This is a genomic window from Aurantimonas sp. DM33-3, assembly GCF_014334315.1.
GTDB classification, from domain to species: domain Bacteria; phylum Pseudomonadota; class Alphaproteobacteria; order Rhizobiales; family Rhizobiaceae; genus Aurantimonas; species Aurantimonas coralicida.
This window is the reverse complement of sequence record NZ_JACSGS010000002.1, coordinates 346,830-371,283: the sequence shown is the minus strand read 5'-3', so window position 1 is coordinate 371,283 and position 24,454 is coordinate 346,830. Positions and strand designations below refer to the sequence as shown.

Below are 24,454 nucleotides of genomic sequence, written 5' to 3'. Positions count from 1 at the left end.
ATGGCCGGCGATGCCGGCGAAGTGGAATGGGAGGGCCGCGCGCGGCCCGCCGACGAGCTATAGCGGAAGTAAGCCCGTCATAGAAATGGCCGGGTGTCGCGAAACGCCGGTCGTTCGGCCGTTGCGGAGCGCAGAGCGGCGAGATGCGGCGTGTCGGGAACCCAGTCGGCCCCGGGAAACCGCAGCGCGACATAGTCGAGCGCCGTGACCGCGGCGATGGTCGCGAGATCTAGCCGTTCGCCGGGCGCGTCGATCCGGGCGTCGAGTTCGGCCAAGCCGTCCACCATCGTGCGACGGCGCTTGCGGCCGATCGGGCTGGCGTCGAAGGTCGTGTCGGCGAAATCGCCGCTGACGATCTTGCGGCCGACCAGCGTCTGCACCGCGGCGTCGCAGACGCCCAGCGCCAGGCCAGCGATCGACAGGATTTGTGGAGCATCATTCCCGGGCGACGGCGCCTCTCCCACGTTGTCGGCGTAGCGTGCGATCAGCAGGCATTCGGCGATCGCCGTGCCGTCGTCGAGGACGAGGCAGGGCACGCGGCCGGCGCTGTTGACGGCCAGCAGCGCGGGATCATCGTTCCACTGGTCGGCGATCTGGACGGTCAGATCGGGCACCGCCGCGTCGATCAGCGCGGCATGGGCGATCCGGGCGAAGGGCGAGGTGTTGTTCTTCAGGAGCGTCGGCATGTCAGCGCTCGCGGTCGGAACAGGCGGTTTCCATCACAGCACCAGCTTCGGTTCGAGCCGGCCGCGCACCGGCAGGTCGACGAGGAAGGTCTTGCCGGCATCGGGATCGGCGCGCCGGCCGGCCTCGTCGAGGCCCGTCCAGGCCGAGGTGACGATCATCCGGTCGGCATTCGGGCCGACAAAGGACGGGCAGGTGACCTGCCGCGCCCCGAGCGCGACGCTCCTGACGCGTACGCCGTCCGGCGAATAGGCGTCGAGCGTGCCACCGCCCCAGCGGGCATTCCAGAGCGTGCCGTCGGCGTCGCAGACCGAGCCGTCGAGGCCGCCGTCGCCGCCGGAATGGTCGTGGAAGAGTGCCGGGTCACCGGCCGGCAGGCCGCTGGCCGGATCGACGGCGACGCGCATCAGGCGGTTTGTCTGCGTGTCGACGAAATAGGCGATGGCGCCGTCGGGCGAGAAGCAGATCGAGTTCGGAATGCCGATGCCCGCATAGAGGCGCTTCAGCTCGCCGGCGCGGTACCAGTAGATCGCCCCGGCCTGCGGCTCGGCCTGCTTGCCCATCGTGCCGATCCACAAGGCGCCGGAGGAATGAACGCGGCCGTCATTGGAGCGGGTGACCGGATTGTCGGCTTCCAGCGGTGTGTGCAGGGACAGACGGCCGGTGGCGGTCTCCCGGATATACAGCCCGTCTTCGGCGGCGATCATCTGCCTATCGCCGTCGATCACCGCCAGCGCGCTCGCCATCACCGGCAGCGGATGCGCCGTCGCCTCGGCCGCGTCGCCGCGCTTTTCGAGCAGCATCCGGCCCTCAATGTCGAACCAGAAGGCGGTGTCCGTCGCCGGATCGTAGGTCGGACCCTCGCCGAGCCGGCAGGCGATGTCGGAATAGAGGCTGACGGATATGTCGGCGTCGCGCATGATGCTGGGTCCGGATTGTCCTCTTGGCGGCTCGGCAGCCGCAGCGCGGCGGACGCGCGCCGCCGCAAATCGGGGCCGAAGATGACTTGGCCGGCCGCCCCTGTCGAGCCTCGGCCTGCGAGGACGGTCAGCTTGCGGCGCGCAGGATCTCGACCAGTCTGCGGCGGCCGTCCTGCGGGCTGCCATCATTGACGATGCGATGATGCGCCTCGGCGCCGGGCGGCACGCTCAGTTCCACCTGCCGGGCGATGCGGGCGGAGATCTCCTCCGGCGTTTCGCGGCCGCGCGCGGCGATGCGGGAGACGAGCACGGCGGGCGGCGCGGTGATCTCGACGATGGCAAGCCGTGTGAAGCGCTCTGCGGCCTGGGCGAGGACCCGGCGCGAGACATTGGCGACGACAATGGTTCCGTCCGTCAGCGCGGTCTCAAGATACGCCGGCAAACCATAGGCGAGGCCATGGGCCCGCCACGACAGGCAGAACGCCCCGGACGCCTCCGCCGCGGCGAAATCGGCGCGGCTCATCACGTCGTGATCCTCGATCGCCGCGATGGCGTCCCGGGTCACGATCCGCCGGGCAAAGACGATGCCCTGTGTCTTCGCCAGATCTTCCGCCGCCAGCGCCAGCAGCGTGTCCTTGCCGGCGCCGCTCGGGCCGACGACGGCGACGAACAGGCCGGGGCTGGTCGGGGGCGTTCCGCCTGCGCTGCGCGCGGGATCAGGCGACACGCCGGCCCTCCCGCCAGACCGCGCGCACCACCGGCGGATCGCCGGCGCTGGTGGAAACGCGCACCACATCGCCGCGCAGCCCCCGGGCGATGGCGCCGCGATCCGCGAGGCCGACGGCGGCGGCCGGATTGGCGGTGACCAGCCGGATCGCCGCCGGCAGGTCGCATTCGCCGCTCTCGGCCAAAGCGAACACCGCCTGCAACATGGAGAAGGGAACATAGTCCGAGGACAGGATGTCGAGGGTGCCCCGGCGCAGGAGGTCGATCGCCGAGACATTGCCGGAATGCGATCCGCCGCGCACGATATTGGGCGCGCCCATCAGGACGTGCAGCCCGGCCTCCCGCGAAGCGGCGGCCGCCTCGACCGTCGTCGGGAACTCGGCGATGCGGGTGCCCAGCTCGATGGCTTCGGCGACATGGGCGGCGGTGGCGTCGTCATGGGAGGCGACAGCGATGCCGCGCTCGCGGCAGACCCCGGCGATGGCGCGCCGGGCGGGCGGCGCATGGCGCTCGGATTCGGCAAGCCGGCGGGCGCTGAAGGCGTCGAAATCGGCATCCGACAGGTTCAGCTTCTTCTGGAAATAGGCGCGATAGGCGTCCATGTCGGCGAACTGGCGCTGGCCGGGCGCATGATCCATCAGCGACACCAGCTTCAGCCGCGGATTGGCGGCGATCTTGTCGAAGCCCTCGACCACGTCCGCCGCCGAGACCTCGCAGCGCAGATGGATGTAATGGTCGGCCCGCACCCGCCCTTCGGCGACGGCGCGGTCGATGGTCCGGCCCATCTCCGCCATGTCGTCGGCGGTCAGCGTGCCGTTCTCCTCGGTGCCGACCCTGAGCGCGTCGAAGACGGTCGTGATGCCGGAGCCGGCGATCTGATTGTCGTGCGCCTGGATGGCGGCCATCTTGTTCCACATCACCCGCGGCCGCGGATTGAAATGGCCCTCGATATGGTCGGTGTGCAGTTCGACGAGGCCGGGGATGAGGATGTCGCCGCCCATGTCCTCGCCGGTGGCCGGGCCTTCGGCGAAGCCGGCGATCACGCCGTCGCGCAAGACCACATGGCCGTCGATCACCGCTTCCGGCGTGACGATGCGGGCATTGGTGAGGATGGTCTCGTCGGGCATGTCAGGCTTCTTCCGAAGGGCGGCGGAACGGATGGACCGAATGGACGCGGAACGGTGCGCCCGGCTCCGGCTCCATGAAGAGAGCCAGATGGTCGATGGCAAGCGGGGCGCCATCGAATGGGGCGAATCTGTCGCGCAGCCGCGCTTCGACGGGCTTGCGCTCGGCGGCCGGAACCTTGCCGGTCAGGGTCATGTGGAAGCGGAATTCCTCGAAGACGTGAGGATAGCCCCATCTCTCCAGATAGTCGCGCTGGCGTTCGGTCAGCTTGTGCGGCTTGCGGCGCGCGATTTCCTCGGCCGTGGCGGGGGCGCGCAGCGGCTCGAAGCTGCGGACGACGGCCGATTCCAGTTCGCCGAGGGCCGGTGGCGTGGTCTCAGGTACCAGCGCGAAGAACGGCCCGAGCCTCGCCAGCACAAGCTCTGCGATCCGCACCGGGTCGCGCGAGGCGCAAAAGGCCGCCAGCCGCGCATCCACCTCGGACAGATCGACGCCCTCGGCAAGCCGGAACGGCGCGCGCATGGTCGCATGAAAGCCGTAGCGCGCCGGTGAGGCGACGAGCGGATCGACGGTGGGATCGGGGTCTCGGGTCGGCTCGCCGTCGAAGGCGCTGCGGCCCAGCCATTCGGCGGCGGTGCGGGTCAGCGGCGCGCCGGCGGGGGGCGTGAAATAGATCGCGGCGCGCATGGTCAGGGTCCTGGGACTGGAGGGCAGCGGAAGGGCATGTCGGTCGGCGACGCTCGCGTTCGGCTTGGTCGCGGGAGAGGGTGGGTCCGCGGGGGATATAAGCGGCATTTCGATCCGGCCACCCTGCGGAGGTGTCGCACGGCACCCGAAGGTCGCGGCGACAGCGGGGACCGGCGCGGATCGCGGCCGCTTCTAGCGCCCGCGCCTGTCCGCTTGATGACACCGGCAAGCCCTGTGCGCCAGTGGCCCCGGCGATGCATGCGACACGCAACTGTCATGGGCCGGTGCTACCGGACTGGCGCTTCCCCGCAACGGAGGCGCAGTCCGGTTTTTCGCCCGCGCCGTCAATGGCCGCGGCTCCCCAGAGGGTGACCCATGAAGATTTCCCGCATGTCCACGACGGCACTGGCGACGGTCCTGTCGCTGTCCACCAGCCTCGCCTTCGCCCAGTCCGGCGAGATGTCGATGGACGATCTCGTTGCCGCCGCCAAGAAGGAAGGCCAGCTCACCACGATCGCGCTGCCGCACGACTGGTGCAATTACGGCGAGATGATCGAGGGCTTCAAGGCCAAGTACGGCATCGAGATCAACGAGCTGAACCCGAATGCGGGCTCGGGCGACGAGATCGAGGCGATCAAGGCCAACAAGGGCAACACCGGCCCGCAGGCGCCAGACGTCATCGATGTCGGCCTGTCATTCGGCCCGTCTGCCAAGGCCGAAGACCTGCTGATGCCCTACAAGGTCGCGACCTGGGACGAGATTCCGGACGACGCCAAGGATGCCGACGGTTACTGGTACGGCGATTATTACGGCGTGCTGGCCTTCGGCATCAACAAGGACGTCATCGACACCGCGCCGCAGAGCTTCGAGGATCTCCTCAAGTCCGACTACGCCAATTCGGTCGCCCTTGCCGGTGATCCGCGCAGCGCCAACAACGCCATCATGTCGCTCTATGCAGCCGGCATCGCCCGGGGCGGCAAGACCGGCATGGAGGCCGCGACGGCCGGCCTCGAGTTCTTCAAGGAACTCAACGAAGCCGGTAACTTCGTGACCGTCGACGCCGAGGCGGCCCCGATCGCCCAGGGCACCACGCCGGTCGCGATGAACTGGGACTACAACCTCCTGTCGATGCGCGACAATCTCAACGGCAACCCGCCGATCGAGGTCGTGGTGCCGTCCGACGGCGTCGTCGCCGGCGTCTATGTGCAGGCAATCAGCGCCTACGCGCCGCATCCGAACGCCGCCAAGCTGTGGATGGAGTATCTGTATTCCGACGAGGGCCAGCTGACCTGGCTGAAGGGCTACTGCCACCCGATCCGCTTCAACGCCATGTCGAAGGCCGGCAAGATCCCGCAGGACCTGCTCGACAAGCTGCCGCCGGCCGAAGCCTACGAGAAGGCCGTGTTCCCGACCCTCGACGATCAGAACGCCGCCAAGGCCGAGATCGCCGCCAAGTGGGACAGCGTCGTCGGCGCCACCGTCCAGTAACAACACAGCGAGTTCGGAAGGGGCGGCCCGTTCGCCGCCCCCTCCGTCCCGATTTGTCAGCAGCGGGGGATCATGGGCGCAGCCATCGACGCAGCCACGGCTGGGACCGCCCACGGCGAAACGGACGCGGCGCCGTCGCGCCGGCCTTCGCGTTCCCTCGCCTGGCTGGGCCTCGCACCCTTCTTCGGCTTCGCCATCCTGTTCCTGATCGGGCCGACGCTCTACCTCGTCGCCGGCGCCTTCCAGGACCGCAGCGGCGCCTTCACCTTCGACAACATTCTCGGCCTGTTCACGCCGCAGATCATGGCGGCCTACGCCATCTCGATCCAGGTCAGCCTCGCCTCGGCGGCGCTGGGCGCGCTGATCGGCTTCTTCCTCGCCCACGCCATCGTCCACGGCCGTCTGCCGGCCTGGATCCGTCCCACCGTGGTCACCTTCTCGGGCGTCGCCTCGAACTTCGCCGGCATCCCGCTGGCGTTCGCCTTCCTGGCCACCCTCGGCAGGCTCGGACTGGTGACGCTGTTCCTGAAGGAGGCGGCGGGCGTCAACATCTACGCTCTCGGCTTCAACCTCCTGTCCTTCTGGGGGCTGACGATCACCTATCTCTATTTCCAGATTCCGCTGATGGTGCTCATCGTCACGCCGGCCCTCGACGGGCTGAAGGGCGAATGGCGCGAGGCCGCGTCGATCCTCGGGGCAACGCGCTGGCAATACTGGCGCATGGTGGCGCTGCCGGTGCTGGCGCCGTCGATCCTCGGCTGCTTCCTCCTGCTCTTCGCCAATTCCTTCGGCGCCATCGCCACCGCATATGCGCTGACCGGATCGTCGCTGAACATCGTGCCGATCCTGCTCTATGCGCAGATCCGCGGCGACGTTCTCTACAATCCCAATCTCGGCTACGCGCTGGCCTTCGGCATGATCGTCATCACCGGCTGCTCCAACCTTCTCTATCTGTGGCTGCGCGCGCGCGCCGAACGGTGGCAGCGATGACGGCCTCGCGCATCGGACCGGCCGTGATCGTCCTCCTCGGCGCCCTCTATTTCGTCCTGCCGCTGGTCGCGACCTTCGAGTTTTCGCTGTCGATGCTGCGCGGCATCTGGAGCTTCGAGGCGTACCGTGTGGTCTTCGCCGACCCGCAGTTCCGCACGACCTTCGCCTTCTCCGTCATCGCGGCCCTGGCCACCATCGTCCTCGGCGCGCTGCTCGTCGTGCCGACGGCCTACTGGGTCCGCCTGCGCTTTGCGAAGCTGCGGCCGCTGGTGGAGTTCATCACCCTGCTGCCGCTGGTCATCCCGCCCATCGTCCTCGTCTTCGGCTATATCAGGCTCTACAATTCGTCGTCCTGGCTGCCCTTCACCAACAGTGCGGGCGGAACCAACCTCCTTCTCGTCTTCGGCTATGTGGTGCTGTCGCTGCCCTACATGTTCCGGGCCGTGGACACCGGCATGGCGGCGATCGACATCCGCACCCTGACCGAGGCGGCCGAAAGCCTCGGGGCGAAGCGTTCGACGATCCTGTTCCGGGTGATCCTGCCCAATGTGCGGGCCGCGGTCCTGTCCGGCGCCTTCCTGACCTTCGCCATCGTCATCGGGGAGTTCGTGCTGGCGAGCCTTCTCAACCGCCCGGCCTTCGGCCCCTATCTCGCCCTGATCGGCGCCAACCGGGCCTACGAGCCGGCGGCGCTGGCGATGATCGCCTTCGCCATCACCTGGGCCTGCATGGGGCTGCTGCAGCTCTTCGCCAACCGCGCGCCGGGTCGGCGGCGCTCCGGGCGTTCCCTGTTCAAGCTTGCAAGGCGTGCCGCGCGATGAGCTTTCTGGAAATTCACGGCGTGTCCAAGAGCTTCGGCCAGAGCACCGTGGTGGGCGACTTCTCCCTCGACGTGGCGAAGGGCGAGTTCGTGTCCTTCCTCGGCCCCTCCGGCTGCGGCAAGACGACGATGCTGCGCATGATCGCGGGCTTCGAGACGCCCTCGGCGGGCCGCATCGTTATCGACGGCGAGGACGTGACCGCGCTGGCGCCGAACCGGCGGCGGATCGGCATGGTGTTCCAGGCCTACGCGCTGTTTCCCAACCTGTCGGTGGCCGACAATGTCGCCTTCGGCCTGAAGGTCGCAGGCCGGTCGAAGCCGGACGTCGTGGCGCGCGTCGAGGAGATGCTGACGCTGATCGGCCTGCCGCATCTTGGCGACCGCTACCCCTACCAGCTCTCTGGCGGCCAGCAGCAGCGTGTTGCGCTGGCCCGCGCGCTCGCGCCGAGCCCGCGGGTGCTGCTGCTCGACGAGCCCCTGTCTGCCCTCGACGCCAAGATCCGCCTGTCGCTGCGCGAGGAAATCCGCGCGCTGCAACGCGAACTCGGCATCACCACCATCTTCGTCACCCACGACCAGGAGGAGGCGCTGTCCATGTCTGACCGCATCGTGGTGATGAGCGAAGGCCGGATCGAACAGTGCGACGCGCCCTTCGCCATCTACAACCGGCCGCAAAGCCGCTTCGTCGCGGGGTTCGTCGGCACGCTGAGCCGGGTCGAGGGGATCGTCGCGGCGGACGGATCGGTCATGGTCGAGGGCTGCCCGATCATCCTCGCCGAACCGCCTCTCGGTGCTGCGGGTACGCCGGTGACCCTGGCGCTTCGCCCCGAGGCGATGCGGCTGGAGGCGTCGCCGGACCGGACCAACCGGCTCGTCGGCGTGGTCGAGGACGCGCATTTCCTCGGCTCGGTGGTGCGGCTGAAACTGAATGTCGCCGGCGGCACGGTCCTCGCCGACACCTTCAACCGACCGACGACGCCGCCGCCGGCGCGCGGCGCGCAGGTCGATCTGCACTTCTCACCGGCCGACGTCTTCGCGCTCCAGCCGGACGACGCGACGTCGGCAAAGGCAGCCGAGCCCGCCCGAGGCGGGACCGACCGCTCCGATCAGCGGAAGACCACGGTGCGGTGGTCGTTGATCATCACCCGGCGTTCCAGATGCATCTTCACCGCCCGGGCCAGCACCCGGCTTTCCACGTCCCGGCCGACGGCGACGAAATCGTCGGGCGACATGGCATGGCTGACCCGCTCGGTCTCCTGCTCGATGATCGGCCCCTCGTCGAGATCGGCGGTGACGTAATGCGCGGTGGCGCCGATCAGCTTGACGCCGCGCTCATGGGCCTGGTGGTAGGGCTTGGCGCCCTTGAAGCTGGGCAGGAAGGAATGATGGATGTTGATCACCTTCCCCGACAGCCGGCGCGAGAGATTGTCCGACAGAACCTGCATGTAGCGGGCGAGGACGACGAGGTCGGCATCGCTGTCGCGCACCAGCTTCAGGACCCGTTCCTCCTGCTCGGCCTTGGTCTCGCGGGTCACCGGCCAATGGTGGAACGGCACGCCCTCATGGTCGGCCGTGCGGCGCGAATCCTCGTGGTTGGAGACGATGGCGACGACTTCCGCCCGCAGCCAGCCGACCCTGATCTGGTAGAGCAGGTGCAGCAGCGCGTGGTCGAATTTCGAGACCATCAGGATGATCTTCGGCACCCGTGCCTCGTCGGTGATGGCGAGCTTCATGTCGAACCGCGCGGCCACCGGTGCGAGCTGGCGCTCGAGGGCATCGCGGCTGGCGCTCGCCGGCGCCGTGAAGGCGATCCGCAGGAAGAACCGGCCCGTCTGGCGATCCCAGAACTGGGCGCTTTCGGCGATGTTGGCGCCGGCATCGGCCAGTTCGGTCGTCACCGCGGCGACGATGCCCGGCTGGTCGCTGCAGGACAGGGTGAGGATGAAGGCGTGTTCGGTCATGGCGGGTCCGGGATGGATGGGCGGCGGGGAGACGTTCGGGACGGGGCACGGCGGGGATGACGGGCGAGGCGACCGGGCGCCTCCGTCGGTCTGCGTCCTGCCGGCTCTTCTAGACCGCCGCAACATGGGAACGCCACTGCCGCCTTGCACCCCCGGCGCGGCGCCGCGACACGGACGGCGTGTCTTCTGCCAACCCGGGGAGGTGTGGTCGCGAAAGCACAACCAGCGTTAAGCGATCATGAAGGCGGGACTGTTATTTGACAGGGCCGTGCCGGGACGACTTAGCTTTCGGCCATCCGATCCAGACGAGATGATCTTGACCCAGCGCCTGTCGTTCCGGCTTCGCCCGCTCGCATCCCTCAAGGCCGCGCTTGCCGCGCTCCTGGCGCTGACGCTCGTCGCCTGCCAGTCGACCGAGCTGACGACCGCCGGGCTCTTGCCCTATGCCCGGGTCGGCGCGGCCACGGCCTCGCCGGGCGTTGCGGAAGTGCGCGGGGAATCGACGCTGGTGCTCGATTTTGCCAGCGGCCGCACGCTCTACGAGGATGCGGCCGACGGCCTGCGCTATCCCGCCTCGCTCACCAAGATGATGACGCTGTATCTCCTGTTCGAGACCATCGAGGCCGGTCGGCTGTCGATGAGCAGCGAGTTGCGGGTCAGCGAGAACGCCGCGTCGCAGCCGCCCTCCAAGCTCGGCCTCAAGGCCGGCGAGACGATCCGGGTCGCCGACGCCGCCCAGGCGATCGCGGTGAAATCGGCCAATGACGTCGCCACGGTGATCGCGGAGAATCTCGGTGGCAGCGAGGCCAATTTCGCCAATGCCATGACCGCCAAGGCCCGCGCGCTCGGCATGAGCCGGACGCGCTTCGTCAATGCCTCCGGCCTGCCGGACGAGGGACAGATCTCGACGGCCCGCGACATGGCCACCCTCGGCCGGGCCCTGCTGAACCGCTTTCCGGCCTATGCCTCGCTCTTCACCCGGACCGGCTTCGACTATAATGGCCGCCGCTACAACGCCACCAACAAGCTGCTCGGCAGCGTTGAGGGCGTCGATGGTCTGAAGACCGGCTATATCCGCGATGCCGGCTTCCACCTGGCCGCCACCGCCACCCGCCGGGGCCGGCGGATCATCGTCGTGGTGATGGGCGGCCGCACCGGGCGCGAACGCAATGCCAGGGTCGAGGCGCTGATCGACCAGTATCTCGGCCCCGCATCCGGCACCATGGCCGGTCTGCCGGGTCTCTCCCTGACCCGTTAGCCGCGTCCGGTGCTGTTGCGAACGGCGTCGCCGGCATCGCGGCCGGCCGCTGCGGCGAGGGCGTTGTAGCCGTCGACGAAGCGGCGGTCGTTCCAGTTCTTCCAGCGCCAGACCCAGCGCCCTTCCAGCGACAGGCCCCATTTGTCGGCGACCGCCCGGCCGTCGGCGGTGGAGAGCAGCGTCAGCCAGTGCTTCTGGGGCCGGTAGGCTTGCAGCGCTTCGCCGTCGATCGCGCCGCGCAAATTCTCTGCCAGCACCGGGCCTTGCCTGACCGCGAAGACGCCGGCCTTGGGCCGCGGATCGGGCAGCGCGGCGATGTCGCCGGCCGCGAAGATCTCGGGATGCGAGAGCGATCGCAAGCAGGCATCCACCCGCACGAAGCCCTGTTCGTCCAAGGCAAGGCCCGTCTCCCGCAGCCAGGGCGCGGCGGCGCTGTTGGTCGCCCAGAGCAGCATGTCGGCCGCGACCGTACGGCCGTCCGCCGCCCGTACCGTGCCGTCCTCGAAGGCCGTGACGTCGAATCCGGTCCGCAGGTCGATCCCCCGGCGCGCGAGCGTGGCAGCGATCCGGCGCTGGGTGCGCCGGCTGCGTTCGGGAAGAATTGTGTCGGCGCGGCCGAGCAATCGGATCGCGACCTTCGCCGCGCCGCGTTCCTTGTCCTGCGAGGCGACGCCCGACAGGCGCCGGTGCAGCGCCAGGGCCAGTTCGACCCCGGCCGGCCCGGTGCCGATCACGGCGATGCGGACGGGGTCCGGGCTTGCGGCCAGCTCCGCCGACAGATTTTCCAGCCGTTCGACGAACCCGCCGATCGGCTTGACCGGAATGCCCGGCATGCCGGCGGGCCGGCTCGGCGCCGAACCGATGTCGATCGACAGGAGATCGTAGGCGAGCGGCGGCCGGCCGGCGATGCTGAGGGTCCGGCCGGTGGTGTCGAGGCCCGTCGCGTCGCCGGTCACCAGCGTCGCGCCGGCAAAGCGGGCAAGCCCGCCGGCGTCGATATGCAGGTCGGCATGGGTGTATTCGCCGGACACGAAGCCGGGCAGCATGCCGGAATAGGGCGTGGCGACGTCCCGCGTCACCAGCGTCAGGTCGACATCGGGGTGCGGTCGTTCGCCGAAGGCCTTCAGCACTGCCACATGGGAATGGCCGGCGCCCAGAAGCACCAGATGCTCGCGTCGGCCGCTGTGGGTCTGGGGCAGGGGCTTGGCTCCGTTCGCAAGGGCGGCAGCGCCGCCCGGTCCTGATCTGTCGCCAAGCATCCCCTTGGCCGCAGGGCAATCCCGCCGCGATCACGAACACGCCAGCGCGCAGCCAATCCTGTGGTCCGGCGGCACGCGATCGGGCGGGGCGGTAGACTGCCGGGGGCTCGCCCGACTATGTCAGCATGACCGATGATGATGTCACGCGCCGCCGTGCGGGAATCGACCAAAAGGGGAAGACGACGATGGGTAACGAGGACAACACCGCCGCAGGCGCAACAGGCGGGTCGATGCGCGTCGCCGTGGTCGGCCTGGGATCGATGGGCATGGGCGCGGCGACCTCCTGCGTCGCGGCGGGCCTGACCACCTACGGCATCGACCCGCGCGACACGGCCTGCGAGGCCTTCGTCAAGGCGGGCGGAGCCGGTGCGGCCAGCGACGGGCGCGACTTTGCCGGCGACCTCGACGCCGTCATCCTGCTCACCGTCAACGCCGCCCAGTGCCGTGATGCGCTGTTCGGCGAGAAGGGCCTCGCCGCGCATCTGAAGGCTGGAACGCCGGTCATGGTCTCCGCGACGATCTCGGTCGCCGACGCCAAGGCCATCGCCGCCGAACTGGAGGCCGCCGGCCTGACCATGCTCGACGCGCCGGTCTCGGGCGGCGCCGCCAAGGCGGCCTCGGGCGAGATGACGGTCATGGCCGCCGGTCCTGCCGCCGTCTTCGACCAGCTCCAGCCGGTGCTCGATGCGGTGGCCGGCAAGGTCTACCGGATTTCCGAGAAGATCGGCGACGGCGCCACCGTGAAGATCATCCACCAGCTTCTGGCCGGCGTGCACATCGCTGCCGGCGCCGAGGCGATGGCGCTGGCCGCCAAGGCGAATATCCCGCTCGAGACCATGTACGACGTCGTCACCAACGCGGCCGGCAATTCCTGGATGTTCGAGAACCGGATGCGCCACGTGGTCGACGGCGACTACACGCCGACCTCGATGGTCGACATCTTCGTCAAGGATCTCGGCCTCGTCACCGAGACCGGCCTGGCGATGAAGTTCCCGCTGCCGCTGGCCACCACCGCCTATTCGATGTTCGCCACGGCCAGCAACGCCGGCTACGGCCAGTGGGACGACAGCGCGGTCATCAAGGTGTTCCCGGGCATCGACCTGCCGGATTCCGGCAAGCACTGACCGACGGGCAGGGCGGCACACGGCGTGCCGCCCGTTCCTTGGCGCCGGGTCAGATCGGGAAGGTCAGGGAGATGGCGAGCCCGTCGCTGCCATCCACGTCGATCGTGCCGTTGAGCTTGCGCACGCAGCCCTCGACGATCCGCCAGCCGAGCGACTTGGAATTTCGCAGCACCGTCTCGGCGTCGGCCAGTCCCTCGCCGTCGTCGGCGATGCGCAGATGCAGCGTGCCGTCCGACTGATGCGCCTCGATGGTGACGCGCCCCTTGGTCTGGCCCGCCTGCATGGCGTGCTTGGTGACGTTGGTAACCAGCTCGTTGACGATCAGGGCGAGCTCGGTGGCCGTGTCGAAGGCGACCGGCACGGCATCGACCTTGCAGGTGATGGTGAGCTGGTGATCGCCCATCGCCGACGCCAGCCGGTCGGTCAGGCTTTCCAGATGCTGCTGCAGATCGACCTGGGTGACGTCTTCGGCCCGGTGCAGGAAATTGTGGGCGTTGGCGAAGGCCTGGATGCGGTTGGTCAGCACCGACAGCGCGTCCTGCGTTTCCTCGGTGGTCGCCTGTCGCGCCTGCATGATCGCCAGTGACTGGATGATGGCGAGGTTGTTCTTGGTGCGGTGATGCAGTTCGCGCAGCAGGAACTGCTGCTCGGCGAGCGAATCGCGCAGCGCGCGGTTCTGCTCGGCCAGTTCCTCCATCGGCGACCCGTGGCTCGCTTCCACCAGCGCCGAGGCGGTGGCCACCGCCAGTTCCTCGGGCCGCTTGGTCGTTGCCAGCTGCAGGCCCAGCGTGATGACGGTACCGCCCGAGCCGGTCTTCAAATCGAAATCGTCGACGAGCTTCTGCGAGCCGCTCAGGCCGAGACCGAGGCCCGTATGGGACTGGTGGCGGCCGCGCAGCATGGTCTCGACCGCGGCGATGCCGCCGCCCTTGTCCTGCACCCGCGCCATCAGCCGAGTGATCTTGGCGCTGCGGTCGAAGGCGAATTCGGTCACGCCGCCCTTGGCGTATTGCAGGGCGTTGCGGGAAATCTCGGAGACGGCGGTGGCGAAGCGGATCTGGTCGCGCGCCGGCGCCCCGGCGACCTTGGCGATCAGCCGGGCGGTGCGGCGGGTATGCGAGACATCCGCATCCTGCTCCAGATTGATCGAGGTGACGACGGCTTTCATTGGCGGGCCTGCGCGATGACGACACCGCTGTCGTCGCTCCCGCGCCGGCGCCGCTTGTAGAGCGTTGCCGCGATGGTCAGGACGTCGCGGAAGAACAGGGCGGACGGTTCGGGGAAGCGCTCGCCGCCCTTCAGGCCGTCGGTGGTGAGGAGCAGCATGGCGCCCTTTCCCCATGCATGTTCGGTGACCCGGGGCCGGCGGGTCGAAGCGCCGACGATACCGGGCGAGGAGGGGATGCCGTGCCGGCTGCCGTCGGCCGAGATGATCTCGCCCTTGACGTTGCCGAGGCCGAGGGCCCGCAGCCTGTCGCCGCCATGGGGCAGTTCGACGATCAGCGACGCCGCCCCGCGGCTGCCGGCCATGGCGTCGGCGACGAATATCTCGGTGTCCTCCAGCGACTTGCCCTTGGCGGCGAGGAACGCGGCCAGGCCGGTCTCGGCGTCCTTCGCGGCGGTCGGCCCGTGACCGAGCACGTCCATCAGCATGATCATCGTGGCGCCGCCATCCTTGCGGATGCCGTAGATGTCGCCGCCGGCATCGAAGCCGGGCTTGGGCACGATCAGGCCGGCAGTTTCCATCGGCCCCCTGGCCGGGCGGCCGGTCTTGCCGATGCTGACCGTCAGGGTGGTGCCGCGGCTGTCGCTGTAGATGTCGAGACCGTCCGACATGCGGGCGATTGCGCCGAGGCCGCTGCCGAGGCTGCGCTCGCCTTCCTCGGCCGTGGTGAAGCCGTCGGCCATGGCCGCTTCGACATTCGGCAGGCCCGGGCCGTCGTCAAGGGCGATGACATCCATGCCGGCCGTGGTCTTGCCCTGGTGCGGGCACAGGAGGATCTCGCCGCCGGTGGCATGGCGCAGCAGATTGGTGCCCGCTTCGGTCACGACCAGCGCCAGCCGGTCGCGATCATCCTCGGCCAGGCCGATCGTCTCGGCTTCCTGCAGGGCTCTTCTGCGCGCGGCGCCGATCTGACTGGTTTCCAGGATCGGCAGTGAGATCATCGACACGCGCACTCCAATATGACGGTCGTGCCCGTATCGGGCGACGACGTGATCTTGAACCGGTCGACCAGGCGCCGCGCTCCGCTGAGGCCCAGGCCGAGGCCCTTGCCGGTGCTGAAGCCGTCTTTCAAAGCTTGATTGACGTCGGCGATGCCGGGCCCCCTGTCCGTGCACTCCGCAACGACGCGGCGCTGCGAGCCGTTCCCCACGATCTCGAAAGAGATTCTGCCGCCATGGCCATAGACGATCGCATTGCGCGCGATCTCCGACACCGCGGTCACGAATTTCGTCCTCTTGATCGCGCTCGCACCGATCGACGTCATCGCCTGCATCGCGGCCTGGCGCGCGTAGGCGACGTCGCTCGGGCGCGACAGCGTGACGGTCAGATCGCTCTCAGCCAAGAAACGGCGCCTAGTTCCGCTCGCCCAGGATCAGGTTGATCGCCCGATCGGCGTTCAGCGCGGTCTCGACGCCCTCGAGCGTCATGCCGAGCTCGACCAGCGTCATGGCGACCGCCGGACGCATGCCGACGACGACAGTGCGGGCGTTCATCATCCGCGCCATCTGCGCCATGGCGCCCAGCATCCGGCCGGCAAAGGTGTCGACGATCTCCAGGCTGCCGATGTCGATGATCACGCCGACGGCATTCTTGCGGGACACCTCCTCGACCAGCTGGTCCTGCAGGGCCAGGATGTCGTGATCGTCCAGATCATCGCGGATCGCCACGATGACGCAGCCGGTGATCGTGACGATCGGGGTGGTTCCAACCGAGGCTTCCACCCGTCATCGCTCCTTGGGGGAGACGCCGATCCGCTCGAAGGCGTAGGCGAGTCCGCTCTGCAGATCGACCCGGGTGGTGATGTTGGGCAGCTCGACGCCGAGATTGACGACCGTCTGGGCGATCTTCGGGCGGATACCGCAGATCACGCAATGGGCGCCCATCAGGCGGACGGCCGCGGCGGTCTTCAGCAGATGCTGGGCGACCAGCGTGTCGACGGTGGACACGCCCGTGATGTCGATGATCGCGACCTCGGCTTCCCACTGGACGATGGCGTCGAGGAGGTTTTCCATCACCGTCTGGGCGCGGAAGGAATCCAGCGTACCGATCAGCGGCACCGTGACGATGCGGTCCCAGATCTTGACCACCGGCGCCGAAACCTCGGTCATTTCCTCGCGCTGGCGCTCGATGACGGCTTCGCGCTTCGACACCAGCGACTCGATCGCCTGCAGCACGATCTGGTCGACCATGCGGGTGGTGTTCCACAGCTCGGCGCTCATCTGCTTCGGCTTCTCGGCCAGATCGGCGGCCAGATGGTCGAACAGCGGCTGCTTCAGGGAGGCGATGAACCAGCCCATCTCCGAGGGCGTCACACCGCGCTGGGTGCGGCTCTCGGTGATCTCCTCGATCGCGTCGCGCACCGGGTCCCAGCCCGGATTGGCGAAGTCGAAGCTGGCGTCGGTGGCCGCCGTCTGGCTGGACCGTGCCAGCGCGGTCAGGAGGTCCCGGCTCTGACGCTCGGTCTCTTTCGCCGAGACCAGATCGGTCCGCTTGACGCCTTCCTTGGCCTGGGCCTTCATCCAGGCCGAGAGGATCTTCTCGAATTCGTCCTGCAGAAGAGAGGCCGTCGTCGTCGTTTCGCTCGCCATTTCGTGCCTTGCCTGTCCTGATATGTCCCTGACCGTCTATGGCCCGTCGCGGCGCCGCATGCAACGCGGCAGCCGGAAATGCAGCCGCAACAACCCTTTGGGCCGTCGGCGGACAGGTGGCAGGCAGGAGTTTTCGAGTTGTCGGGCGGGGATGCGACGGCGGTGCGCGGCGGGCGAGACCTGTCGGCCCCGCCCGCCACGCACCCGATCGGCGTCAGACGGACTTGGTGGCGCCGCCGTCGCAGCGGATCACCGAGCCGGTGACGTAGCTGGCCTTGCCGGAGACGAGGAACGCCGCCACCGCGGCGAATTCCGCGACGTCGCCATAGCGCTTGGCCGGAATGGCCAGCCGCGAGGCCTCGCGCACGTCCTCGACCGCCTTGCCGGACTTGGAGGCATTGGCGTTGTCGAGTTCGTCGACGCGCTCGGTGTGGATGCGGCCCGGCAGCAGCATGTTCACGCAGACGCCGTCGCCGGCAACCTCGTTCGACAGCGACTTCGACCAGCCCACCAGCGCCGAACGCAGGGTGTTGGACAGGGCGAGATTCGGGATCGGCTGGATGACGCCCGAGGAGGCGATGGTCAGGATCCGGCCCCAGCCTGCCTCGCGCATGCCCGGCAGCACGCGGTTGGTCAGGTCGATGACCCGCTGCACCATCATCTGGAACTGCTTCTCGAGCACGCCGACATCCATGCCGACGGCGCCGCCCGGAGGCGGACCACCGGTGTTGTTGACCAGGATGTCGATGCCGCCGAGCTTGTCGAGGGCCGCCTGATGCAGCGTCTCGACGAAGCTCGCATCGGCGAGGTCGGCGGCGATGTAGTCGGCCTTGCCGGCGCCGCGGGCGTTGATCGCCTCGCAATTGGCCGCCAGCTTGTCGGCGCTGCGCCCGCACAGGAGGACGTTGGCGCCTTCGGCGGCCAGCGCCTCGGCGATGCCGAGGCCGAGGCCGCGCGAGGAGGCGAGGACGAGGGCGCGCTTGCCGTTGAGATCAAGATCCATGGCCGAGCCTTTCCAGTTTGATTTCGGTGCGTTTCATCAGCCGGTCGATATCGGTGTGATCGGCAGGTGAGAGTTTGGGTCCCGGCGCGCGCACGCGGGCCGAGGCGATGGCGCCGCGGCGACGCAGCACTTCCTTGCGGGCGGCAAGGCCGAAGACCAGCTGCTGTTCGTAGCGCAAGATCGGCAGATAGGCGTCGAACAGATCCTCGGCGCCGTCCACGTCGCCGGCATGGTGGCGACGCACCACCTCGACGAGCATCTCCGGATAGGCAAAGCCGGTCATCGCGCCGTCGGCGCCGCGCTGCAGCTCCTGCGGCAAATAGAGCCCGCCATTGCCGCACAGGATCGACATGCGCGGCGTGTCAGCGGTGCCGGACTTGGTGCGCACCGCGGTGATCTTGGCGAGGCCGGGCGAATCCTCATGCTTGAGCATGACGATCTGCTTGTGGTTGCGGGTCAGGGTCAGGATCGTCGCCGAGGAGACCGGCACGCCGGTGGTCTGCGGGAAATCCTGGAAGCAGATCGGCACGTCGGGGCCGAGCGCATCGCAGACCTGTCCGAAATAATTGATGATCCGGTCCTCGACCGCCGGTCCCGGCGTCGGGGCGATCATCACGCCGGCCGCGCCCGCTTCCATGACGGAATCGACCGAGCGCTTCATGTTGTCGATGCCGGCACCCGAAGCGCCGACGATCACCGGGATGCGGCCGTCGATCCGGTCGAGCACGCGCTTGGCGAAGGTGCGGGATTCCTCGGGGGTGAGCTTGTTCGACTCACCCATGATCCCGAGGATCGTCATGCCGTTGACGCCGCTGTCGAGATAGAAGTCGACCAGCGTGTCGGTGCTGGCGAGATCGAGTGCGCCGTCGTCGGTGAAGGGCGTTGCGGCGATGATGAAGACGCCGCGACTGTCGCGGTCGATCATTGTGGCTGGCACGGCGATGATTCTCCCTGAATGCTGTCTGCGGCCGGCGTTTCGAGACCTCGAAACCGGCCGGCGCGCGATTTCCCCCGACACGGCGTAGCCCCCTGCATGATTGTATGCAACCTGCGACGACGTCTCTCCGGCGCCCGGGAGGCGGGCCGGAAAGATCGTTGGGCGGCTGTCCATCCCGTGGCGCTGGCATGCCGGTTGCCATCGGTGCCGGACGCGGCGCATTCTCGCCGCGCAGGACTCGGGAGGGGGTCCGGCTCGCCGGTTCTCAGGAGGAACAGTCCCGCATGCACTTTCGTCACGACACGCTTTACGCGTCCCGTCGCTCACCCGTCTTTGCCCGCAACATCGTCTCCACCTCGCAGCCGCTGGCCTCGCAGGCCGGCCTGTCGATGATCGCCAAGGGCGGCAATGCCGTCGACGCGGCGATCGCAGCGGCGGCCGTCCTGGTGCTGGTCGAGCCCACCGGCAACGGCCTCGGCAGCGATGCCTTCGCCATCGTCTGGGACGGCAGCGAACTGCATGGCCTCAACGCCTCGGGCCGTGCGCCGATGGCCTGGAACCCGGAGCGCTTTGCCGGCAAGGCCGCGATGCCCCAGCGCGGCTGGGACAGCGCGACCGTGCCCGGCGCCGTCTCCGCCTGGCGCGACCTGTCGGAGCGCTTCGGCAAGCTGCCCTTCGCCGACCTGCTGGCGCCGGCCATCGCCTATGCCGAGGACGGCTTCCTGGTGTCGCCGATCATTGCCGAATTGTGGGCGCGGGGGGCCGACATCCTCACTGCGCAGCCCGGTTTCGCCGAGCATTTCATGCCGGGTGGCACGACGCCCGCCGCCGGCACGCTCTATCGCAGTGCCGATCTCGCCCGCTCGCTACGCCTGATCGCCGAGACCCGGGGCGAGGCCTTCTATCGCGGCGAACTGGCCGCGCGCATCGCCGCCTTCGCCAGCGAGACCGGCGGCGCCATGACCGAGGCCGACCTTGCCGCCCACGAGAACGAATGGTGCGGCACCATCAGCCAGGATTACGGCGGGGTCGATCTGCACGAGATCCCGCCCAACGGGCAGGGCATCGCGGCACTGATGGCGCTGGGAATCCTCAAGCATCTCGGCCTCGAACGCTACGCGCCGGACAGCGCCGAGGCGCTGCATCTGCAGATCGAGGCGATGAAGCTCGCCTTTCGCGACATGTGGGCCTTCGTCGCCGATCGCGAGCACATGCGCGAGGTGGAGGAGACGCATCTGCTCGATCCGGCCTATCTGGAAAGCCGCGCCACGCTGGTTGATCCGCAGAAGGCGCAGGACTTCAAGGCCGGCGCGCCGAAGCAGGGCGGCACCGTGTATCTGTCGGCCGCCGATGCCGACGGCATGATGATCTCCTTCATCCAGTCGAACTACGCCGGCTTCGGCTCGGGCGTCGTCGTGCCGGGCACCGGCATCAGCCTGCAGAATCGCGGCGCCGGCTTCTCGCTGGAAAAGGGCCATCCCAACGAGGTTGCCGGCGGCAAGCGGCCCTTCCACACCATCATTCCCGGCTTCCTGATGAAGGACGGCCAGCCGTTGATGAGCTTCGGCGTCATGGGCGGCCCGATCCAGGCGCAGGGCCATGTGCAGATGGTGCTGCGGACCCAGCTCTGGGGCCAGGATCCGCAGACCGCCGTGGACGCGCCGCGCTGGCGCATCGTCGAGGGGCTGGACGTGGCGGTGGAGGCGGCGGCCGGCGACGCGGTGATCGCGCAGCTCGAGGCGATGGGCCACCGCATCAGCCGCGAGATGCCCGACACCTCCTATGGCTTCGGCGGGGCGCAGCTCGTCCACCGGGTCGAGGGCGGCTATGTCGCCGGCTCCGATCCGCGCAAGGACGGGCAGGCTGTCGGTTTCTGACGGTACTGACCAAGAGCCGGCGCGTCAGGGCGTGCGCGAGATGCCCGACTTGATGCGCCGCAGCGGGATCGAGGATTCGATCGATGCGACGCCGTCGATCTTGACGAGACGCTCGATCATCAGCGTCTCGAACTCCTTCAGCCCGGTCACGGCGATGCGCAGCAGATAGTCGCGATTGCCGGTCATCAGCCAGCAATCGACGACCTCGGGAAAGCGCAGGATCGCGGCCTCGAAGCTGCGCAGCGCCACGTCCACCTGGCGGTCGAGCTTGACCGAGACGAAGATCGACAGGGCAAAGCCCAGCGCCACCTCGTCAATCAGCGCCGCATAGCCGGTGATCACCCCGCTCTCCTCGAGCTGGCGCAGCCGGCGGATGACCGGCGTCGCGCTGAGGCCGACCCGCTGGCTGAGATCGGCCGCCGACATCCGCCCGTCCGCCCGCAGCGCGCGCAGGATGCGTAGGTCGATCTCGTCGATCTTGGGGGTATTCACCACGGTGAGCCTCTCGCAGAGTGGAAAGCTGCTGGGTCGCTACCCTCATGCGCAGGTCTTCGCAAGAAAGCGCTTCGCGCCCGGTGATAGCGTCCGCAGGGTCTCCGGCAGTCGCGGCCCGCGCCGCTGCGCCCCGCCGGGGAGGGAGAAGACTACCGGAGAGCTGCCGATGTCGAGCGAAATGGACCATCTGAAAACCGTCGAGCAGCGCCTCTTGTGGCTGTCGCACTGGATGATCCACCACGCCAACCATGTCCGGCCAAAGGTCGACGGCATCAAGGTCGGCGGCCACCAGGCCTCCTCGGCCTCGCTCGTCTCGATCATGACGGCGCTTTATTTCTCGGCCCTGCGGCCGCAGGACCGGGTGGCGGTCAAGCCCCATGCCTCGCCGGTCTTCCACGCGATGCAGTATCTGATGGGCCACCAGACCCGCGAGCGGATGGAGAATTTCCGCGGCTATGGCGGCGTCCAGTCCTATCCGTCGCGGACCAAGGACGTGGACGACGTCGACTTCTCCACCGGTTCGGTCGGCCTCGGCGTCGCCATCACCTCCTTCGCCTCGCTGGTCCAGGACTATGTCCAGGCCAAATCCTGGGGCGCCGACATTCCCCTCGGCCGGATGATCGCCCTCGTCGGCGACGCCGAGCTCGACGAGGGCAATGTCTATGAATGCCTCCAGGAGGGCTGGAAGAACGACCTGCGCAACACCTGGTGGGTCATCGACTACAACCGCCAGTCCCTCGACGGCATCGTGCGCGAGGGGCTGTTCCAGCGGGTCGAGAAAATCTTCGACGCCTTTGGCTGGGACGTGGTGCGGATCAAGTATGGCCGGCTGCAGCGCGCTGCCTTCGAGGAGCCGGGCGGCCAGACGCTGAAGGCGTGGATCGACGCCTGCCCGAACCAGCTCTATGCGGCGCTGACCTTTATGGGCGGCGCCGTCTGGCGGGCCCGGCTGATGGACGCGCTCGGCGACCAGGGCGACGTCACCGCGCTGATCGACCGGCGCAGTGACGACGAACTGGCCGAACTGATGGAAAATCTCGGCGGCAATTGCGTGCACACCATGGCCGAGACCTTCCGCGCTATCGACCACGACCGGCCGGTCTGCTTCCTCGCCTATACGATCAAGGGTTGGGGCACGCCGATTGCCGGCCACAAGGACAATCACGGTGGCCTGATGAACAAGGCGCAGATGGCCGAATGGCAGGCCCATATGGGCGTCGCGGAGGGCGCCGAATGGGACCCCTTGGCCACCGTCGAGGAGCCGGACGCCCTGCGCGCCTTTCTGGCCGACGTGCCGTTCTTCGCCGAGGGCACGCGCCGCCATGCCGATCGGCCGATTCCCGTTCCGGCGATCGCCACGCGAGCCGAGCGCGAGATTTCCACCCAGGCCGGCTTCGGCCGCATCCTCGACGACATCTCCAAGACCGACACCGAGTTGGCCGCGCGCATCGTCACCATGTCGCCGGACGTGACCGGCACGACCAGCCTCGGACCTTGGGTGAACCGGCGCAAGCTGTTCGCCCGCAAGGCCCAGACTGACACCTTCATCTCCGAGAAGATCCCGTCCACGGCGAAATGGGAGTTCGCGCCGGAGGGCCAGCATATCGAGCTCGGCATTGCCGAGATGAACCTCTTCCTGCTGCTCGGGGCGGCGGGGCTGTCCCATTCGCTGAACGGCCGGCGCCTGCTGCCGATCGGCACCGTCTACGATCCCTTCGTGGCGCGCGGCCTCGATGCCCTGAACTACGCCTGCTACCAGGACGCCCGCTTCATGGTGGTCGGTACCCCCTCCGGCGTGACCCTGGCGCCCGAGGGCGGCGCCCACCAGTCGATCGGTTCGCCGCTGATCGGCATGACCCAGGATGGGCTCGCCGCCTTCGAGCCCGGCTTCGTCGACGAGCTGGCGATCATCATGGGCTGGGGCTTCGCGCATATGCAGCGGGACGGGGAGCCGACGCCCGATCCCCGCACAAGCCTCGGCGATGCGGCCGGCGGTTCGGTCTATCTGCGGCTGACGACCAACCCGCTGGAACAGCCGGGCCGCCGCTCCGGCGCCGATTTCGAACAGGGCGTCGTCGACGGCGCCTACTGGATGCGCGAGCCGGGGCCGAACTGCGAACTGGTCATCGCCTATCAGGGCGCCGTGGCGAACGAGGCCATCGCCGCCGCCGGCAGGCTCGGCCAGCGCCATCGCGACATCGGCGTCCTGGCGGTCACCTCGGCCGACCGGCTGCATGCCGGCTGGAGCGCCGCGCAGCGGGCCCGCCGGCAGGGAGATCGCCGGGCGACCAGCCATGCCGAGCGCCTGTTCGCACGCCTGCCGCCGCATTGCCGGGTCGTGACCGTCATCGACGGCCATCCGACCACCCTGTCCTGGCTCGGCGGCGTCGGTGGCCACCGCACGATCCCCCTCGGCGTCGAACGCTTCGGCCAGACCGGGACGATCGGCGATCTCTACCGCCATTTCGGGATCGATGCCGAGGCGATCGTCGCGGCGGCCAACGGCGCCCTGCAACTGCCCGCCGAGATCGCGGCCGTGGCAGCGCACTAGCAGGCGCGAACGGGACGGCTGTGCGGACCGGGACCGCCTAGACGGTGATCAGGGTGGAATCCCAGACGGCGACGAAATGGATCGCCGCAGCGGCCACGACGAAGGCGTGCCAGATGGCGTTCTGGAATCGCAGCCGTTCCATCAGATGGAAGATGACGCCGATCGAATAGACCAGCCCACCGGCGACGATCAGCCAGAGCACCTGAGGCGGGAGCTGCGTCGACAGGTGGTCGTAGGCGACGATCCCGCTCCAGCCCATGGCGAGGTAGAGAAGGATCGATAGCCGGTCGAACTGTCCCGGCCGGGCGATCTTCAGCGTGATGCCCACCGCGGCGATGCTCCACACGCCGGTAAGCAGCCACCAGGTCTGGCTGCGCACCAGGAAGGGCGTGTAGGTGCCGGCGATCAGCAGGTAGATCGCCGAATGGTCGAGCCGGCGCAGCATCCACTTGATCCGCGACACCGGCCAGACATTGTAGGCGGCCGAAATGCCGATCGAGAACAGCAGCGTGGCGAGATAGATCGTCACCGCCGCAAAGACTCCCGCCGACACCTCGCCGACCATGGCGATCAGGAAGACGAGGCTGCCGCTCAGCGCCGCAAGGACGCCGACGGCGTGAACGGCCGCGTCGGCGCGCAGTTCACTGACGGAATAGCTCCAGCGGACGGCGCCGGGATGTGCGTCTGGCATTCGGCTCCATCATCCTTCTTCCTGCGATCCCGCGACGAAATGCCA

At 68.5% G+C, this 24,454-nt stretch carries 23 protein-coding genes and 1 pseudogene; 8 read left to right on the top strand and 16 right to left on the bottom strand.

Features of this window, described 5'->3' with window-relative positions:
- Nucleotides 1-77: 77 nt before the first annotated feature.
- The 5 genes from H9Q09_RS04500 to H9Q09_RS04480 all read right to left on the bottom strand — a co-directional run bounded on the left by H9Q09_RS04500 (nucleotide 78) and on the right by H9Q09_RS04480 (nucleotide 4,142).
- Nucleotides 78-686, bottom strand: a complete 609-nt coding sequence (locus H9Q09_RS04500; RefSeq protein WP_187390042.1) for a glutathione S-transferase N-terminal domain-containing protein — start codon at nucleotides 684-686, stop codon at nucleotides 78-80.
- A 33-nt stretch (nucleotides 687-719) separates the two neighbouring features.
- A complete protein-coding gene (locus H9Q09_RS04495; protein WP_187390041.1) occupies nucleotides 720-1,604 on the bottom strand; it encodes an SMP-30/gluconolactonase/LRE family protein in 885 nt (294 codons plus the stop codon).
- A 127-nt stretch (nucleotides 1,605-1,731) separates the two neighbouring features.
- Nucleotides 1,732-2,331 carry a phosphonate metabolism protein/1,5-bisphosphokinase (PRPP-forming) PhnN gene (gene phnN / locus H9Q09_RS04490; protein ID WP_187390040.1) on the bottom strand — a complete coding sequence of 200 codons (600 nt, stop codon included), beginning with the start codon at nucleotides 2,329-2,331 and terminating at the stop codon, nucleotides 1,732-1,734.
- Nucleotides 2,321-3,457: an alpha-D-ribose 1-methylphosphonate 5-triphosphate diphosphatase gene (locus H9Q09_RS04485; protein WP_187390039.1), complete on the bottom strand. Its 1,137-nt coding sequence runs from the start codon at nucleotides 3,455-3,457 to the stop codon at nucleotides 2,321-2,323. The genes phnN and H9Q09_RS04485 overlap by 11 nt, the downstream gene beginning before the upstream one ends.
- Nucleotide 3,458: 1 nt before the next feature.
- Nucleotides 3,459-4,142: a DUF1045 domain-containing protein gene (locus tag H9Q09_RS04480; protein WP_187390038.1), complete on the bottom strand. Its 684-nt coding sequence runs from the start codon at nucleotides 4,140-4,142 to the stop codon at nucleotides 3,459-3,461.
- 459 nt (nucleotides 4,143-4,601) lie between these two features.
- Between H9Q09_RS04480 and H9Q09_RS04475 the strand changes: the two genes are divergently transcribed.
- From H9Q09_RS04475 to H9Q09_RS04460, 4 genes and pseudogenes are all read left to right on the top strand, one after another.
- Nucleotides 4,602-5,630: an ABC transporter substrate-binding protein gene (locus H9Q09_RS04475; RefSeq protein WP_228239312.1), complete on the top strand. Its 1,029-nt coding sequence runs from the start codon at nucleotides 4,602-4,604 to the stop codon at nucleotides 5,628-5,630.
- Between the two features lie 72 nt (nucleotides 5,631-5,702).
- Nucleotides 5,703-6,620 carry an ABC transporter permease subunit gene (locus H9Q09_RS04470; protein ID WP_187390036.1) on the top strand — a complete coding sequence of 306 codons (918 nt, stop codon included), beginning with the start codon at nucleotides 5,703-5,705 and terminating at the stop codon, nucleotides 6,618-6,620.
- Nucleotides 6,617-7,441 carry an ABC transporter permease gene (locus tag H9Q09_RS04465; protein WP_187390035.1) on the top strand — a complete coding sequence of 275 codons (825 nt, stop codon included), beginning with the start codon at nucleotides 6,617-6,619 and terminating at the stop codon, nucleotides 7,439-7,441. Before H9Q09_RS04470 ends, H9Q09_RS04465 begins: the two co-directional genes overlap by 4 nt.
- A pseudogene (locus tag H9Q09_RS04460) lies at nucleotides 7,438-8,472 on the top strand (ABC transporter ATP-binding protein); the annotation flags it as partial. The gene H9Q09_RS04465 and the pseudogene H9Q09_RS04460, both read left to right, overlap by 4 nt.
- A gap of 74 nt (nucleotides 8,473-8,546) precedes the next feature.
- Here the strand turns inward: H9Q09_RS04460 and purU are convergent.
- Complete coding sequence (gene purU / locus H9Q09_RS04455; RefSeq protein WP_024350696.1) at nucleotides 8,547-9,401, bottom strand: formyltetrahydrofolate deformylase; 855 nt, start codon at nucleotides 9,399-9,401, stop codon at nucleotides 8,547-8,549.
- A 316-nt stretch (nucleotides 9,402-9,717) separates the two neighbouring features.
- Here purU and H9Q09_RS04450 point away from each other — a divergent pair, with 316 nt between their 5' ends.
- A complete protein-coding gene (locus tag H9Q09_RS04450) occupies nucleotides 9,718-10,659 on the top strand; it encodes a D-alanyl-D-alanine carboxypeptidase family protein (protein WP_230787775.1) in 942 nt (313 codons plus the stop codon).
- Here H9Q09_RS04450 and H9Q09_RS04445 read toward each other — a convergent pair.
- A complete protein-coding gene (locus H9Q09_RS04445; protein WP_187390033.1) occupies nucleotides 10,656-11,918 on the bottom strand; it encodes an FAD-dependent oxidoreductase in 1,263 nt (420 codons plus the stop codon). The two genes, H9Q09_RS04450 and H9Q09_RS04445, sit on opposite strands and share 4 nt — an antisense overlap.
- 230 nt (nucleotides 11,919-12,148) lie before the next feature.
- Here H9Q09_RS04445 and ltnD point away from each other — a divergent pair, with 230 nt between their 5' ends.
- Nucleotides 12,149-13,042 (top strand): L-threonate dehydrogenase, encoded by an 894-nt coding sequence (gene ltnD / locus H9Q09_RS04440; RefSeq protein WP_024349349.1) that lies wholly within the window; start codon nucleotides 12,149-12,151, stop codon nucleotides 13,040-13,042.
- Nucleotides 13,043-13,091: 49 nt separating this feature from the next.
- Here ltnD and H9Q09_RS04435 read toward each other — a convergent pair whose 3' ends face one another.
- From H9Q09_RS04435 to H9Q09_RS04405, 7 genes are all read right to left on the bottom strand, one after another.
- On the bottom strand, nucleotides 13,092-14,210 hold the full coding sequence (locus H9Q09_RS04435) for an ATP-binding protein (RefSeq protein ID WP_024349350.1): 1,119 nt from the start codon (nucleotides 14,208-14,210) through the stop codon (nucleotides 13,092-13,094).
- A complete protein-coding gene (locus H9Q09_RS04430) occupies nucleotides 14,207-15,208 on the bottom strand; it encodes an ATP-binding protein (RefSeq protein WP_246716010.1) in 1,002 nt (333 codons plus the stop codon). Before H9Q09_RS04430 ends, H9Q09_RS04435 begins: the two co-directional genes overlap by 4 nt.
- A complete protein-coding gene (locus tag H9Q09_RS04425; RefSeq protein ID WP_024349352.1) occupies nucleotides 15,205-15,609 on the bottom strand; it encodes an ATP-binding protein in 405 nt (134 codons plus the stop codon). The genes H9Q09_RS04430 and H9Q09_RS04425 overlap by 4 nt, the downstream gene beginning before the upstream one ends.
- Nucleotides 15,610-15,619: 10 nt before the next feature.
- Entirely contained in the window at nucleotides 15,620-15,988 is a 369-nt protein-coding gene (locus H9Q09_RS04420) for an STAS domain-containing protein (RefSeq protein ID WP_029702749.1), read from the bottom strand.
- Nucleotides 15,989-15,991: 3 nt separating this feature from the next.
- A complete protein-coding gene (locus tag H9Q09_RS04415; protein ID WP_187390031.1) occupies nucleotides 15,992-16,855 on the bottom strand; it encodes an STAS domain-containing protein in 864 nt (287 codons plus the stop codon).
- 214 nt (nucleotides 16,856-17,069) lie between these two features.
- Nucleotides 17,070-17,858, bottom strand: coding sequence for an SDR family oxidoreductase (locus H9Q09_RS04410; protein ID WP_187390030.1), 789 nt, complete (start codon nucleotides 17,856-17,858; stop codon nucleotides 17,070-17,072).
- On the bottom strand, nucleotides 17,848-18,783 hold the full coding sequence (locus H9Q09_RS04405; RefSeq protein WP_187390155.1) for a dihydrodipicolinate synthase family protein: 936 nt from the start codon (nucleotides 18,781-18,783) through the stop codon (nucleotides 17,848-17,850). Before H9Q09_RS04405 ends, H9Q09_RS04410 begins: the two co-directional genes overlap by 11 nt.
- 296 nt (nucleotides 18,784-19,079) lie before the next feature.
- Between H9Q09_RS04405 and H9Q09_RS04400 the strand changes: the two genes are divergently transcribed.
- Nucleotides 19,080-20,672 carry a gamma-glutamyltransferase family protein gene (locus H9Q09_RS04400; protein ID WP_187390029.1) on the top strand — a complete coding sequence of 531 codons (1,593 nt, stop codon included), beginning with the start codon at nucleotides 19,080-19,082 and terminating at the stop codon, nucleotides 20,670-20,672.
- 24 nt (nucleotides 20,673-20,696) lie between these two features.
- On the opposite strand, the gene H9Q09_RS04395 is transcribed toward H9Q09_RS04400, so the two are convergent.
- Nucleotides 20,697-21,167, bottom strand: a complete 471-nt coding sequence (locus H9Q09_RS04395; protein WP_187390028.1) for an Lrp/AsnC family transcriptional regulator — start codon at nucleotides 21,165-21,167, stop codon at nucleotides 20,697-20,699.
- 166 nt (nucleotides 21,168-21,333) lie between these two features.
- On the opposite strand from H9Q09_RS04395, the gene H9Q09_RS04390 reads away from it, so the two are divergent.
- Nucleotides 21,334-23,718 (top strand): transketolase, encoded by a 2,385-nt coding sequence (locus tag H9Q09_RS04390; RefSeq protein ID WP_187390027.1) that lies wholly within the window; start codon nucleotides 21,334-21,336, stop codon nucleotides 23,716-23,718.
- A 37-nt stretch (nucleotides 23,719-23,755) separates the two neighbouring features.
- Here H9Q09_RS04390 and H9Q09_RS04385 read toward each other — a convergent pair whose 3' ends face one another.
- Complete coding sequence (locus H9Q09_RS04385; protein ID WP_024349357.1) at nucleotides 23,756-24,409, bottom strand: hemolysin III family protein; 654 nt, start codon at nucleotides 24,407-24,409, stop codon at nucleotides 23,756-23,758.
- Nucleotides 24,410-24,454: the final 45 nt, after the last annotated feature.